The organism is Kribbella sp. NPDC104218, from assembly GCF_055584105.1.
The window spans coordinates 864,749-878,992 of record NZ_JBVJMQ010000001.1 but is presented as its reverse complement, the minus strand read 5'-3'; the positions used below and the strand labels follow the sequence as shown (position 1 = coordinate 878,992).

The window sequence follows — 14,244 nt, the reverse complement described above, 5'->3', positions numbered from 1 at the left end:
GTTGCCGCTCCTGATCATCAGCCAACTTTTCTCAGACCAACTTTTTACGGGAGATAACACATCGTGCTCGACGTGAACTTCTTCGACGAGCTTCGGATCGGCCTGGCGACCGCGGATGAGATCCGCCAGTGGTCGCACGGCGAGGTCAAGAAGCCGGAGACGATCAACTACCGGACGCTCAAGCCCGAGCGGGACGGTCTGTTCTGCGAGAAGATCTTCGGTCCCACCCGGGACTGGGAGTGCTACTGCGGTAAGTACAAGCGCGTTCGCTTCAAGGGCATCATCTGCGAGCGGTGTGGCGTCGAGGTCACCCGCTCCAAGGTGCGCCGCGAGCGGATGGGCCACATCGAGCTGGCCGCTCCGGTCACCCACATCTGGTACTTCAAGGGTGTCCCGTCGCGGCTCGGCTACCTGCTCGACCTCGCCCCGAAGGACCTCGAGAAGGTCATCTACTTCGCGGCGTACATGATCACCGACGTCGACGACGAGGCGCGGCACCGCGACCTCGCGTCGTTGGAGGGCCGGACGGACGTCGAGCGCAAGCAGCTCGAGAACCGGCGCGACAACGACATCGAGACCCGGATGAAGAAGCTCGAGGAGGACCTCGCGCAGCTCGAGGCCGAGGGCGCGAAGGCCGACGTCCGGCGCAAGGTCAAGGAAGGCGCCGAGCGTGAGGTCAAGCAGCTGCGCGACCGTGCGCAGCGCGAGATCGACCGCCTCGACGAGGTCTGGACCAGGTTCAAGAACCTGAAGGTCCAGGACCTCGAGGGTGACGAGATCCTCTACCGCGCCATGAAGGAGCGCTTCGGCAAGTACTTCGCCGGGGCGATGGGCGCGGCCGCGATCCAGCGCCGGCTCGAGACCTTCGACCTGAAGGCCGAGGCCGACAACCTGCGCGAGACGATCAAGACCGGTAAGGGCCAGCGCAAGACCCGCGCCCTGAAGCGGCTCAAGGTCGTCACCGCGTTCCTGGCCACCAACAACAGCCCGATGGGTATGGTCCTGGACTGCGTCCCGGTCATCCCGCCGGACCTGCGGCCGATGGTCCAGCTCGACGGCGGCCGGTTCGCCACGTCCGACCTGAACGACCTGTACCGCCGGGTGATCAACCGGAACAACCGCCTCAAGCGGCTGCTCGACCTCGGTGCGCCCGAGATCATCGTCAACAACGAGAAGCGGATGCTGCAGGAGGCCGTCGACGCGCTGTTCGACAACGGCCGCCGCGGCCGTCCGGTCACCGGCCCGGGCAACCGGCCGCTGAAGTCGCTGTCCGACATGCTCAAGGGCAAGCAGGGTCGTTTCCGTCAGAACCTGCTCGGCAAGCGCGTCGACTACTCGGGCCGCTCCGTCATCGTGGTCGGCCCGCAGCTGAAGCTGCACCAGTGCGGTCTGCCGAAGGCGATGGCGCTGGAGCTGTTCAAGCCGTTCGTGATGAAGCGGCTGGTCGACCTCAACCACGCGCAGAACATCAAGTCCGCCAAGCGGATGGTCGAGCGTCAGCGCGCCCAGGTCTGGGACGTGCTGGAAGAGGTCATCACCGAGCACCCCGTGCTGCTGAACCGCGCGCCCACCCTGCACCGGCTGGGTATCCAGGCGTTCGAGCCGCAGCTGATCGAGGGCAAGGCGATCCAGATCCACCCGCTCGTCTGCTCGGCGTTCAACGCCGACTTCGACGGTGACCAGATGGCGGTGCACCTGCCGCTGTCGGCCGAGGCCCAGGCCGAGGCGCGGATCCTGATGCTGTCGACGAACAACATCCTGAAGCCGGCCGACGGCCGTCCGGTCACGATGCCGACGCAGGACATGATCATCGGCATCTACTTCCTGACGATGCTCAAGGAAGGCGTCAAGGGCGAGGGGCGCGCGTTCGGCTCGGTCGCCGAGGCAATCATGGCCTTCGACCGCAACGAGCTGTCGCTGCAGGCGAAGATCACGCTGCGGCTGACCGGCGCGGGCGTCACCGACGGCGCCGTCGAGCTGCCGGGCGGCGGGTTCTCCCTGGAGACCACGCTGGGCCGCGCGCTGTTCAACGAGACGCTGCCGGCGGACTACCCGTTCGTCAACCTCGAGGTCGGCAAGAAGCAGCTGGGCGGGATCGTCAACGACCTGGCCGAGCGGTACACGAAGGTCGAGGTCGCCAACGCCCTCGACGCGCTGAAGGACCTCGGTTTCCGCTGGGCCACCCGGTCCGGTGTCACCGTGTCCATCAACGACTTCTCGACGCCGCCGTCCAAGCCGGAGATCATGGCGCGTTACGAGTCGCAGGCCGAGAAGGTCCAGAAGCAGTTCGAGCGGGGTCTGATCACCTCGTCCGAGCGGCGGCAGGAGCTGATCGAGATCTGGACCGGCGCCAACGCCGAGGTCGGCAAGGCCATGGAGGAGAACTTCGCCAAGGCCAACCCGATCTGGATGATGGTGCACTCGGGCGCCCGAGGCAACATGATGCAGATCCGGCAGATCGCCGGTATGCGTGGTCTGGTGGCCAACCCGAAGGGCGAGATCATCGCCCGTCCGATCAAGGCGAACTTCCGTGAGGGCCTGAGCGTCGTCGAGTACTTCATCGCGACGCACGGCGCCCGGAAGGGTCTGGCCGACACCGCGCTGCGGACGGCCGACTCGGGGTACCTGACCCGTCGTCTGGTCGACGTCTCGCAGGACGTCATCATCCGCGAGGAGGACTGCGGCACCGAGCGCGGTCTGCCCAAGCAGATCGGTGAGGACGGCCCGGACGGCAAGGTCGTCCACACCGAGAACGTCGAGACCAACGCGTACGCACGGACGCTGGCCACCGACGTCAGCGGCGCCGACGGCACCGTCGTCCTGACCGCGGGCAGCGACCTGGGCGACGTCTCGATCGCGAAGCTGATCGAGGCCGGGGTCAAGGAGGTCAAGGTCCGCTCCGTGCTGACCTGTGACGCCAAGACCGGTACCTGCGCGAAGTGCTACGGCCGTTCGCTGGCGACCGGTAAGCCGGTCGACATCGGTGAGGCCGTCGGTATCATCGCGGCGCAGTCCATCGGTGAGCCGGGGACGCAGCTGACGATGCGTACCTTCCACACCGGTGGTGTGGCGGGTGACGACATCACGCACGGTCTGCCGCGTGTCGTCGAGCTGTTCGAGGCGCGTCAGCCCAAGGGCAAGGCGCCGATCTCGGAGGCCGCCGGCCGGATCTCGATCGAGGACACCGACAAGACCCGGAAGCTGGTGCTCACCCCGGACGACGGTTCCGAGGAGGTCGCCTACCCGGTGTCGAAGCGCGGTCGCCTGCTGATCGAGGAGGGTCAGCACGTCGAGGTCGGCCAGCAGCTGATGCAGGGCACGCCGGACCCGCAGGAAGTGCTGCGGATCCTGGGTGTCCGCAAGGCGCAGGAGCACCTGGTGGACGAGGTCCAGGAGGTGTACCGGTCGCAGGGTGTGGCCATCCACGACAAGCACATCGAGATCATCGTCCGGCAGATGCTGCGCCGGGTCACGGTGATCGAGTCGGGTGACGCCAACCTGCTCCCGGGTGAGCTCGCGGACCGCATCCTCTTCGAGGGTGAGAACCGCCGCGTGGTCGCCGAGGGCGGGACGCCGGCGTCCGGCCGTCCGGTGCTGATGGGCATCACCAAGGCCTCGCTGGCCACCGAGTCCTGGCTGTCGGCCGCCTCCTTCCAGGAGACGACCCGGGTCCTGACCGAGGCCGCGATCCACGGCAAGTCCGACTCCCTGGTCGGTCTGAAGGAGAACGTCATCATCGGAAAGCTGATCCCGGCGGGTACCGGCATGGACCGTTACCGCAACATCCGGGTGGAGCCCACCGAGGAGGCGAAGGCCGCGATGTACTCGATGGTCGGCTACGAGTCGTACGACTACGACTTCGGCCCGTCCGCCGGGCAGTCGGTCCCGCTCGACGACTTCGACCTCGGTTCGTACCAGAACTGATTCGAGTCACTCCGCAGCGGCGGTATCCCTTCGGGGGTGCCGCCGCTGCGGCGTTTCAAACGCTTTGTCCGTAAGGGAAATCGGGCGTTTCGGATCGTGATCAGCGCGACACCCGGGGTGGCGGACGAAAGTGTCCGGGGCATGGTCCAAGATTGGTGCATGACGGATCTTCCGGGCTATCTGCGCCCCTTCGTCCTCGGCGTCCTGGACGGGCCTGAGGTCCGGGTCGACCGGCTCGGAGAGCTCGACTTCTACCGGCCCGTCGGCAGCGCCCGGACGGGCGCGATTCTGTTTGTGCACGGTGGTCCGGCACCGCCCGATCTCGAGGCGACGCCTCGGGAATGGCCGGTCTACAAGGGATATGCGACCGCCGCCGCTCGCCGTGGAGCGGTGGCCGCCGTCGTCGATCACAGCCTGATCCGCGGCCTGGACGAGTTGTCCACGGCCGCCGATGAGGTGGAGGCAGCGATCGGCGTACTGCGTTCGGATCCGCGCGTCGACCCGGATCGGGTCGTGCTCTGGTTCTTCTCGGGCGCCGGCCTGCTGGCGGGGGAGTGGCTGGACAGCCGCCCCGACTGGCTGCGCGGCGTCGCCCTCACCTATCCGCTGCTCGCCACCCCGCCCGGTGTCGACGATCTGGTCAACGCTGCCGAGGTCATCGGCAAACACAAGGACCTGCCGGTGCTGCTGACGAGAGCCGGGCTCGAGAGCGCTGAGCTCGCCGGCCCGGTCGCGGAGTTCGTCTCCGCGGGCGGCACCGCGCTGGACATCATCGACGTACCGAAAGGGCACCACGGGTTCGACATGCTCGACCACACCGAAGAATCACGCGCCGCCGTCACCAAGGCCCTCGACTGGGCGATCGCCCACCTCGGCGAAGAACCGGGCGCCCAGGGCGACCTGCTCGTCCCCCCGCCGCCGCAGATCAAGACCACCACCCGCCGGGCGCCGGCGAAGCCGAAGACCGCGCCGAGCGAACCGGCCGCCGCGGCAGCCACGAAGGCCCGGCCGGCAGCCGCGGCCCCGGAGTCCGCAGTGCCGGCCGAAGTCGCCGCAGAGCCCGTCCTGGTGGCGGAGAAGGCAACCGTGCGGCAGGCGCCGCAGCCGGTCGTCGTCCCCGAGCCCGTCACGGCGCCGGCCGCCGTCGCGACGTCGTTCATCGTCGACACCCCGGCCGCGCGGGTGATCGGCCGCGAGCACTCGGCGTACGCCGCGCACGACCTGGAGGCCTTCCTGGCGATGTACTCGCCGACCGCGCAGATCTCCTTTGCCGACGGCACCGAGATGCGCGGCCGGCGCTTCCTGCGCGAGTTCTACCAGCCGCTGTTCGACGCCGGCCGCTGCAAGACCGAGGTGGTCCAGAAGCTCATGCAGGGCGAGTGGGTCGTCGAGCACCAGCTGGCCCACGACACCGGTGAGCCGATCGCCCGGATCGCGCTCTACCGCGTCTCCGAAGGCCTGATCACCAACGTCGAATTCCGTTCCTAGGCGGATGCTGGATCACCTGACCGAGTTCGAGAAGGCGGCCGCCCTACTGGCGATCGCCTTCGACGACATCGATCCGGCGGCGCCGGTGCCGGCCTGCCCCGGCTGGACGCTCGCGGACCTCGCGCTACACATCGGCGCCGGTCAGCGGTGGGCCGCGTCGATCGTGCTCAGCGGCGTCGAGCAGCGGCGGCCGGAGGGGGTGCTGCGGGCGGCGATCTCCTGGGGCGACTGGTATGCCGGAACGACCGCCGCCCTGGCCGCCGCACTCCGGGCCGTCGATCCGGCCGAGCCCTGCTGGAACTTCGCCCCGGGCGAGCAGCGGGCGGGGTTCTGGTCGCGACGCCGCCTCCATGAGACGGTCATCCACCTCGTGGACGCCGGCCAGGCCGCCGCGGCCGCCGCCGGTTCGGTGCCAACTGGTCTGGCGGCCCTACCTGCCGAGGTCTTCGCAGACGGCGTCGCCGAGGTCTTCGAGGTCTTCCTGCCCCGCATGCTCGCCCGGGGCGCCGCACCGGCTGTCACGGAGGAGATCGGCGTCCGGTCCACCGATACCGGCCACGAGTGGACGCTGACGCCTTCTGGGCAAGGGCTTCCGCCCCAGATTCGGTACGGCGTCGCGACCGGCGCGGCGGTGCTGGAGGGGCCGGCCGTGGCGCTCGATCTGTGTCTGTGGAAACGCCTCCCGGCCGAGGTGCTGACCGTTCGGGGTGACTTGCGCGCGGCGGCTGCTTTCCTTGGTGCGCAGGCCACTGCGTAGGCCCTGTAGACTGGTGAAGCGGCTTCGCCTCGGGAGTCCGCGGGAGCTCATTTTGACCGTGCCTGGGGCAGCCGCTAGTCTTAACGATCGTGCCCGGGTCATCCTGGGCCGTCATGCGTGCCCCTCGTGCTTTCCGGGTCTGCGCGCGTGGCACGGGACATCTGCCGACAGTCTGAAAGATTACGGCCCCGGTGTTCCTGTGCGCACGCGACACACCCGACCGCGGGGGTCAGGCACTACAGCATGAGCAGAAAGCCGGACGACAGAAAGAGACCTACGCGGTGCCCACCATTCAGCAGCTGGTCCGCAAGGGCCGCCAGGACAAGGTGTCCAAGAACAAGACGCCCGCCCTGAAGGGTTCCCCTCAGCGTCGCGGTGTGTGCACGCGCGTCTACACCACCACGCCGAAGAAGCCGAACTCCGCTCTTCGTAAGGTTGCGCGTGTCCGCCTGACCAGCGGCATCGAGGTCACCGCGTACATCCCCGGTGTCGGCCACAACCTGCAGGAGCACTCGATCGTGCTCGTGCGCGGCGGTCGTGTGAAGGACCTGCCCGGTGTCCGGTACAAGATCATCCGCGGTTCGCTCGACACCCAGGGTGTGAAGAACCGGAAGCAGGCTCGCAGCCGCTACGGCGCGAAGAAGGAGAAGAGCTAATGCCGCGCAAGGGCCCCGCCCCGAAGCGCCCGGTCATCATCGACCCGGTCTACAGTTCGCCGCTCGTCACCCAGTTGATCTCGAAGATCCTGGTCGACGGCAAGAAGCAGATCGCGCAGAGCATCGTCTACACCGCCCTCGAGGGCACCCGGACGAAGACCGGCACCGACCCGGTCATCACGCTGAAGCGCGCGCTCGACAACGTCAAGCCGAGCATCGAGGTGAAGAGCCGCCGGGTCGGTGGCGCCACCTACCAGGTGCCGATCGAGGTCAAGCCGGGCCGCTCGAACACGCTGGCCCTGCGCTGGCTGACGACGTACTCCCGCGCGCGCCGCGAGAAGACGATGTCGGAGCGCCTGATGAACGAGATCCTGGACGCGTCGAACGGTCTGGGCGCCTCGGTCAAGCGCCGCGAGGACACGCACAAGATGGCCGAAGCCAACAAGGCCTTCGCCCACTACCGCTGGTGATCCGGGGCCCGCTCCGGGCCCCCGCACACGCACACTTTTGACGCAGCACAGAATCGAGAGGTAGACCACCGAGGTGGCCGTACAAATCACCACCGACCTGGCCAAGGTCCGCAACATCGGGATCATGGCGCACATCGACGCCGGCAAGACGACGACGACCGAGCGGATCCTCTTCTACACCGGTATCACGTACAAGATCGGTGAGGTTCACGACGGCGCCGCCACGATGGACTGGATGGAGCAGGAGCAGGAGCGCGGCATCACGATCACGTCCGCCGCGACGACCTGCACCTGGAAAGACCACACCATCAACATCATCGACACCCCCGGACACGTGGACTTCACGGTCGAGGTCGAGCGCTCGCTGCGCGTCCTCGACGGCGCGGTCGCGGTGTTCGACGGCGTCGCCGGTGTGGAGCCGCAGTCCGAGACCGTGTGGCGTCAGGCCGACCGGTACGGCGTACCGCGGATCTGCTTCGTCAACAAGCTGGACCGGACCGGCGCGGAGTTCATGCGCTGCGTCGACATGATCGTCGACCGGCTGGCCGCGACCCCGCTGGTCCTGCAGCTGCCGATCGGCGCGGAGTCCGACTTCATCGGCGTCGTCGACCTGATCGGGATGCGCGCGCTGACCTGGCGCGGCGAGACCACGATGGGTGAGGACTACACCGTCGAGGAGATCCCGGCCACCCACACCGAGATCGCCGCCGAGTGGCGCGACAAGCTGATCGAGACGCTGGCCGAGGCCGACGACGAGATCATGGAGCTGTACCTGGAGGGCACCGAGCCCACCCAGGAGCAGGTCATGGCCGGTATCCGCCGCGCCACGATCGCCTCCAAGCTGACCCCGGTGCTGACCGGTACCGCGTTCAAGAACAAGGGCGTCCAGCCGCTGCTCGACGCGATCAACGCGTTCCTGCCCAGCCCGCTCGACGTCCCGGCCATCGAGGGCCACGACGTCAAGGACAGCGAGCAGGTCGTGCTGCGCAAGCCGGCCGACGACGAGCCGTTCTCGGCGCTGGCGTTCAAGATCGCCGCCGACCCGCACCTGGGCAAGCTCACCTTCATCCGGGTGTACTCCGGCAAGCTCGAGACCGGCACGCAGGTCCTGAACCCCACCAAGGGGCGCAAGGAGCGGATCGGCAAGATCTACCGGATGCACGCGAACAAGCGCGAGGAGATCGCGTCGATCGGCGCCGGTCACATCGTCGCGGTGATGGGTCTCAAGGACACCACCACCGGTGAGACGCTGGCCGACCCGGCCAGGCCGGTCGTGCTCGAGTCGATGCAGTTCCCGGCTCCGGTCATCTCGGTCGCCATCGAGCCCAAGTCGAAGGGCGACCAGGAGAAGCTGGGCGTCGCGATCCAGCGGCTCGCCGAGGAGGACCCGACCTTCCAGGTCCGCACCGACGAGGACACCGGCCAGACGATCATCGCCGGGATGGGCGAGCTGCACCTCGAGGTGCTGGTCGACCGGATGAAGCGCGAGTTCCGCGTCGAGGCCAACGTCGGCAAGCCGCAGGTGGCCTACCGCGAGACCATCAAGAAGAAGGTCGAGAAGGTCGACTACACGCACAAGAAGCAGACCGGTGGTTCGGGTCAGTTCGCGCGTGTGATCATCAACATCGAGCCGACTTCGGCCGAGGCCGGTGGCGAGGGCGGTTACGAGTTCGTCAACGCCGTCACCGGTGGCCGCATCCCCCGGGAGTACATCCCGTCGGTGGACGAGGGCGCTCAGGAAGCCATGGAGTTCGGCGTCCTGGCCGGCTACCCGATGGTGGACGTCAAGGTCACGCTGACCGACGGCGCCTACCACGACGTCGACTCCTCGGAGCTGGCGTTCAAGATCGCCGGTTCGATGGCCTTCAAGGATGCCGCCCGCCGGGCGAATCCGGTCATCCTGGAGCCGATGTTCGCGGTCGAGGTGATCACCCCCGAGGACTACATGGGTGAAGTGATCGGTGACCTCAACTCGCGGCGCGGCCAGATCCAGTCGATGAACGAGGGCCCCGGCGGCAGCCGGGCCATCAAGGCCACGGTGCCGCTGTCCGAGATGTTCGGGTATGTGGGTGACCTGCGTTCCAAGACGCAGGGCCGCGCGTCGTACTCGATGCAGTTCGATTCCTACGCCGAGGTTCCGAAGAACGTGGCGGAAGAGATCATCAAGAAGGCCCGCGGCGAGTAATCTCGCTCCGGTCCAACCAACCCACAGCGCGTCGGCGTACGGCGTAAGTCAACATTTTCCAGGAGGGCCCCAGTGGCTAAGGCGAAGTTCGAGCGGACTAAGCCGCACGTCAACATCGGCACCATCGGTCACATCGACCACGGTAAGACCACTCTTACCGCGGCGATCACCAAGGTGCTGCACGACAAGTACCCGGACCTGAACGAGGCCTCGGCCTTCGATCAGATCGACAAGGCGCCGGAAGAGCGCCAGCGCGGTATCACCATCTCGATCGCGCACGTCGAGTACCAGACCGAGGCGCGTCACTACGCTCACGTCGACTGCCCGGGTCACGCCGACTACATCAAGAACATGATCACCGGCGCGGCCCAGATGGACGGCGCGATCCTGGTCGTCGCCGCCACCGACGGCCCGATGCCGCAGACGCGTGAGCACGTGCTGCTCGCCCGTCAGGTCGGCGTGCCGGCGATGGTCGTCGCGCTGAACAAGTGCGACATGGTCGACGACGAGGAGATCCTGGAGCTCGTCGAGCTCGAGGTTCGCGAGCTGCTCTCGGAGCAGGAGTTCGACGGCGACAACGCGCCGATCGTCCGCGTCGCCGCTCACCCGGCGCTGCAGGGCGACGCCAAGTGGGGCGAGTCGATCATCGAGCTGATGACCGCCGTCGACGACTACATCCCGCAGCCGGAGCGCGAGGTCGACAAGCCGTTCCTGATGCCCGTTGAGGACGTCTTCACGATCACCGGTCGTGGCACCGTCATCACCGGCCGGATCGAGCGCGGCATCGTCAAGGTCAACGAGACCGTCGACATCGTCGGCATCCGCGAGACCAAGCAGACGACCACCGTCACCGGTATCGAGATGTTCCGCAAGCTCCTCGACGAGGGCCAGGCGGGCGAGAACGTCGGTCTGCTGCTTCGTGGCACCAAGCGCGAGGACGTCGAGCGCGGCATGGTCGTCATCAAGCCGGGCACCACGACCCCGCACACCTCCTTCGAGGCTTCGGTCTACATCCTCTCGAAGGAAGAGGGCGGCCGGCACACGCCGTTCTTCCAGAACTACCGCCCGCAGTTCTACTTCCGCACCACGGACGTGACCGGCGTCGTCACCCTCCCCGAGGGCACCGAGATGGTCATGCCGGGCGACAACACCGACATGAACGTCGAGCTGATCCAGCCGATCGCCATGGAAGAGAACCTGAAGTTCGCGATCCGTGAAGGTGGCCGCACCGTCGGCGCCGGCCGGGTCACCAAGATCATCAAGTGATCTCACGAGGTCCGCGTGGGCTCGTAGTTTGAGCCCCGCGGGCCTCTGCTTTGTGCCCGATCCCCGCTCAGGTGGGCGGGGGATCGGGCCCGAAGCCACCCGATTGGCGTTTCGGCGTCGATCTCTGGCACAATATTCAGGTTGCTCAGGCGAGGTTGCCGGGGTGCGCCCCAACTGTTCTCAGTTGGCTGGTGCGCCGGACCGGAGACCATGCCGAGGCTCGGTCCGAGACCGAGCCCCGATCTCCACCCAGGTCGAAGAAGCGGTGAGTCACGCGCGTTCCGCGTACGCGACACACCCGACCGCGGGGGTCGGAGCAACGAAGCGAAGACGATAGAGAAGGACGAAGCGAAGCGATGGCGGGACAAAAGATCCGCATCCGGCTGAAGGCCTACGACCACGAGGTCATCGACAGCTCGGCGCGCAAGATTGTCGACACGGTGACGCGTACTGGTGCGAAGGTTGCTGGCCCGGTGCCGTTGCCGACGGAAAAGAACGTGTTCTGCGTCATCCGCTCGCCGCACAAGTACAAGGACAGCCGCGAGCACTTCGAGATGCGCACCCACAAGCGGCTCATCGACATCATCGACCCCACGCCGAAGACCGTCGACTCGCTGATGCGGCTCGACCTGCCGGCGGGCGTCGACATCGAGATCAAGCTCTGAGGGACGCGAACAGCCAATGAGCAAGCAGAAGAACACGCGCGGTCTGCTGGGCACCAAGCTCGGCATGACCCAGACCTGGGACGAGAACAACCGAGTCGTCCCCGTCACCGTGATCCAGGCCGGCCCGTGTGTCGTCACCGGCGTCCGGACCTCGGCCGACAGCGGCTACGACGGTGTCCAGATCGCCTACGGCGACATCGACCCGCGCAAGGTGACCAAGCCCATGCGCGGTCATTTCGACAAGGCCGGCGTGACGCCGCGGCGTCACCTGCTGGAGCTGCGCACCGCCGACGCCAGCGAGTACACCCTGGGCCAGGAGATCAAGGCCGAGGCCTTCGAGGCCGGTGAGCGGGTCGACGTGTCCGCCACCAGCAAGGGCAAGGGTTTCGCCGGTGTCATGAAGCGGCACGGCTTCCACGGTCTGCGCGCCACCCACGGTGTCCACAAGAAGCACCGCTCGCCGGGTTCCATCGGCGGCTGCGCCACCCCGGGCCGGGTCTTCAAGGGCCTGAAGATGGCGGGCCGGATGGGCCACGAGCAGGTCACCACGCAGAACATCACCGTGCACGCGATCGACGCCGAGCGCGGCCTGATCCTGCTCAAGGGCGCCGTTCCCGGCCCCAAGGGCGGCCTCGTGCTGATCCGTAACGCCGCGAAGGGGGCCAAGTGAGCACCGTCGACGTCGTCGTCGTCAAGGGCGACAAGGTCAGTAAGAAGGGTTCCGCCGAGCTTCCGGCCGAGCTGTTCGACGTCCAGACCAACATCCCGCTGATCCACCAGGTCGTGGTGGCCCAGCTGGCCGCCGCCCGGCAGGGCACGCACAAGGTCAAGTCCCGGGGCGAGGTATCCGGCGGTGGCGCCAAGCCGTACCGCCAGAAGGGCACCGGTCGCGCCCGTCAGGGTTCGACCCGCGCGCCGCAGTTCACCGGTGGTGGCGTCGTCCACGGCCCCACGCCGCGTGACTACAGCCAGCGCACCCCGAAGAAGATGATCGCGGCCGCCCTGCGCGGATCGCTGTCGGACCGGGCCCGGGACGGCCGCGTGTTCGTCGTCGAGAGCTTCGTGGACGGCGACAAGCCCTCCACCAAGGCGGCGCTGAAGACGCTGAGCCAGGTCACCGACCCGGGTAAGGCGCTGGTCGTGGTCGACCGCGCCGACGACCTCACCTGGCTGAGCCTGCGCAACGTGCAGCACGTGCACCTGATCGCCGCCGACCAGCTGAACGCGTACGACGTGCTCTGCAGCGACGCGGTCGTCTTCACCAAGAGCGCGCTCGACTCGTTCGTCGCCGGCGCGCCCAAGGGTAAGTCCGTCAAGGCTGTCGCAACGTCGACCGAAGCCGCTGAGGAGGTAGAAGCATGAGCCACGGAGTCAACAAGGACCCGCGGGACGTGCTGCTGCGGCCGGTCGTGAGCGAGAAGAGCTACGGCCTGCTGGATGAGCAGAAGTACACGTTCGAGGTCGCCCCGGACGCCAACAAGACCGAGATCAAGCTCGCGGTCGAGAAGGTGTTCAAGGTCAAGGTCAACGACGTCAACACGCTGAACCGCAAGGGCAAGCGTCGCCGCACCCGTTCGGGCTGGGGCAAGCGCCCGGACACCAAGCGGGCGATCGTGACCCTCAAGGGTGACGACCGCATCGATATCTTCGGAGGCCAGTCGTAATGGGTATCCGCAAATACAAGCCGACAACGCCGGGCCGTCGCGGCTCGAGCGTGGCCGACTTCGTCGAGCTCACCCGTTCGACCCCCGAGAAGTCGCTGCTCCGCCCGCTGCCGAAGAAGGGTGGCCGCAACAACAGCGGCAAGATCACCACTCGGCACCAGGGCGGCGGTCACAAGCGGGCGTACCGCCTGATCGACTTCAAGCGGTACGACAAGGACGGCGTGCCGGCCAAGGTCGCGCACATCGAGTACGACCCGAACCGCACCGCGCGGATCGCGCTGCTGCACTACGTCGACGGCGAGAAGCGCTACATCCTCGCCCCGACCAACCTGAAGCAGGGCACGATCGTCGAGAACGGCCCCGCGGCCGACATCAAGATCGGTAACAACCTGCCGCTGCGCAACATCCCGGTCGGTTCGACGATCCACGCGGTCGAGCTGCGCCCGGGCGGTGGCGCCAAGATGGGCCGCTCCGCCGGTACCAGCATTCAGCTGGTCGCCAAGGAAGGCCGGTTCGCCACGCTGCGGATGCCGTCCGGCGAGGTCCGGATGGTCGACGTGCGCTGCCGCGCCACCCTCGGTGAGGTCGGCAACGGCGAGCAGTCGAACATCAACTGGGGCAAGGCCGGCCGGATGCGCTGGAAGGGCAAGCGCCCGACCGTCCGCGGTGTCGCGATGAACCCGGTCGACCACCCGCACGGTGGTGGTGAGGGTAAGACCTCGGGTGGTCGCCACCCGGTGTCCCCGTGGGGCAAGCCCGAGGGCCGTACCCGTACCCGCAAGGAAAGCGACCGCATGATCGTCCGGCGCCGCAAGGCCGGCAAGAAGCGCTGATAGGAGCCGGCCAGAATGCCACGCAGCTTGAAGAAGGGCCCGTTCGTCGACCACCACCTGGCCAAGAAGGTGGAGGTGCAGAACGAAAAGGGCACCAAGAATGTCATCAAGACCTGGTCCCGCCGATCGATGATCGTGCCGGACATGATCGGCCACACGCTCGCGGTGCACGACGGCCGCAAGCACGTGCCGGTGTTCGTGACGGACGCGATGGTCGGGCACAAGCTCGGCGAGTTCGCCCCGACGCGCACGTTCAAGGGTCACGAGAAGGACGACCGGAAGTCACGGCGTCGCTGACCTCCTGGTCAGTTGACGACGCGAAAGCAACCTACGGAG

General features: G+C 67.3%; 13 protein-coding genes. All 13 read left to right on the top strand.

What is annotated here, in order from left to right:
* Nucleotides 1-63 precede the first annotated feature (63 nt).
* The 13 genes from ACZ6ZD_RS04140 to rpsS all read left to right on the top strand — a co-directional run bounded on the left by ACZ6ZD_RS04140 (nucleotide 64) and on the right by rpsS (nucleotide 14,205).
* Complete coding sequence (locus ACZ6ZD_RS04140) at nucleotides 64-3,924, top strand: DNA-directed RNA polymerase subunit beta' (protein ID WP_465668154.1); 3,861 nt, start codon at nucleotides 64-66, stop codon at nucleotides 3,922-3,924.
* Between the two features lie 159 nt (nucleotides 3,925-4,083).
* The gene (locus tag ACZ6ZD_RS04135) at nucleotides 4,084-5,412 is read left to right on the top strand and encodes a nuclear transport factor 2 family protein (protein ID WP_465668152.1); all 1,329 of its coding nucleotides are present in this window, start codon (nucleotides 4,084-4,086) and stop codon (nucleotides 5,410-5,412) included.
* Between the two features lie 4 nt (nucleotides 5,413-5,416).
* Nucleotides 5,417-6,169, top strand: coding sequence for a maleylpyruvate isomerase N-terminal domain-containing protein (locus ACZ6ZD_RS04130; protein WP_465668150.1), 753 nt, complete (start codon nucleotides 5,417-5,419; stop codon nucleotides 6,167-6,169).
* A 281-nt stretch (nucleotides 6,170-6,450) separates the two neighbouring features.
* Nucleotides 6,451-6,825: a 30S ribosomal protein S12 gene (gene rpsL, locus ACZ6ZD_RS04125; RefSeq protein WP_012923692.1), complete on the top strand. Its 375-nt coding sequence runs from the start codon at nucleotides 6,451-6,453 to the stop codon at nucleotides 6,823-6,825.
* A complete protein-coding gene (gene rpsG, locus ACZ6ZD_RS04120) occupies nucleotides 6,825-7,295 on the top strand; it encodes a 30S ribosomal protein S7 (RefSeq protein WP_344144583.1) in 471 nt (156 codons plus the stop codon). The genes rpsL and rpsG overlap by 1 nt, the downstream gene beginning before the upstream one ends.
* A gap of 124 nt (nucleotides 7,296-7,419) precedes the next feature.
* The gene (fusA, locus tag ACZ6ZD_RS04115; RefSeq protein ID WP_465672612.1) at nucleotides 7,420-9,480 is read left to right on the top strand and encodes an elongation factor G; all 2,061 of its coding nucleotides are present in this window, start codon (nucleotides 7,420-7,422) and stop codon (nucleotides 9,478-9,480) included.
* 72 nt (nucleotides 9,481-9,552) lie between these two features.
* Nucleotides 9,553-10,746, top strand: coding sequence for an elongation factor Tu (tuf, locus tag ACZ6ZD_RS04110; protein WP_465668148.1), 1,194 nt, complete (start codon nucleotides 9,553-9,555; stop codon nucleotides 10,744-10,746).
* Between the two features lie 356 nt (nucleotides 10,747-11,102).
* A complete protein-coding gene (gene rpsJ, locus ACZ6ZD_RS04105) occupies nucleotides 11,103-11,411 on the top strand; it encodes a 30S ribosomal protein S10 (protein ID WP_012923688.1) in 309 nt (102 codons plus the stop codon).
* A 16-nt stretch (nucleotides 11,412-11,427) separates the two neighbouring features.
* A complete protein-coding gene (gene rplC / locus ACZ6ZD_RS04100; RefSeq protein WP_171674859.1) occupies nucleotides 11,428-12,081 on the top strand; it encodes a 50S ribosomal protein L3 in 654 nt (217 codons plus the stop codon).
* On the top strand, nucleotides 12,078-12,773 hold the full coding sequence (rplD, locus tag ACZ6ZD_RS04095; RefSeq protein ID WP_465668145.1) for a 50S ribosomal protein L4: 696 nt from the start codon (nucleotides 12,078-12,080) through the stop codon (nucleotides 12,771-12,773). The genes rplC and rplD overlap by 4 nt, the downstream gene beginning before the upstream one ends.
* Complete coding sequence (gene rplW / locus ACZ6ZD_RS04090) at nucleotides 12,770-13,075, top strand: 50S ribosomal protein L23 (protein ID WP_171674857.1); 306 nt, start codon at nucleotides 12,770-12,772, stop codon at nucleotides 13,073-13,075. Before rplD ends, rplW begins: the two co-directional genes overlap by 4 nt.
* Entirely contained in the window at nucleotides 13,075-13,908 is an 834-nt protein-coding gene (rplB, locus tag ACZ6ZD_RS04085) for a 50S ribosomal protein L2 (protein ID WP_465668143.1), read from the top strand. The genes rplW and rplB overlap by 1 nt, the downstream gene beginning before the upstream one ends.
* A gap of 15 nt (nucleotides 13,909-13,923) precedes the next feature.
* Nucleotides 13,924-14,205 (top strand): 30S ribosomal protein S19, encoded by a 282-nt coding sequence (rpsS, locus tag ACZ6ZD_RS04080; protein WP_171674855.1) that lies wholly within the window; start codon nucleotides 13,924-13,926, stop codon nucleotides 14,203-14,205.
* Nucleotides 14,206-14,244 lie beyond the last annotated feature (39 nt).

Bases quoted from the DNA above. Each gene is read 5' to 3' on its own strand.
- rpsS (WP_171674855.1), top strand. From the start codon at position 13,924: ATGCCACGCAGCTTGAAGAAGGGCCCGTTCGTCGACCACCACCTGGCC.
- rplC (WP_171674859.1), top strand. From the start codon at position 11,428: ATGAGCAAGCAGAAGAACACGCGCGGTCTGCTGGGCACCAAGCTCGGC.
- fusA (WP_465672612.1), top strand. From the start codon at position 7,420: ATGGCGCACATCGACGCCGGCAAGACGACGACGACCGAGCGGATCCTC.
- rplW (WP_171674857.1), top strand. From the start codon at position 12,770: ATGAGCCACGGAGTCAACAAGGACCCGCGGGACGTGCTGCTGCGGCCG.
- rplB (WP_465668143.1), top strand. From the start codon at position 13,075: ATGGGTATCCGCAAATACAAGCCGACAACGCCGGGCCGTCGCGGCTCG.
- ACZ6ZD_RS04130 (WP_465668150.1), top strand. From the start codon at position 5,417: ATGCTGGATCACCTGACCGAGTTCGAGAAGGCGGCCGCCCTACTGGCG.
- rpsG (WP_344144583.1), top strand. From the start codon at position 6,825: ATGCCGCGCAAGGGCCCCGCCCCGAAGCGCCCGGTCATCATCGACCCG.
- ACZ6ZD_RS04135 (WP_465668152.1), top strand. From the start codon at position 4,084: ATGACGGATCTTCCGGGCTATCTGCGCCCCTTCGTCCTCGGCGTCCTG.
- rpsJ (WP_012923688.1), top strand. From the start codon at position 11,103: ATGGCGGGACAAAAGATCCGCATCCGGCTGAAGGCCTACGACCACGAG.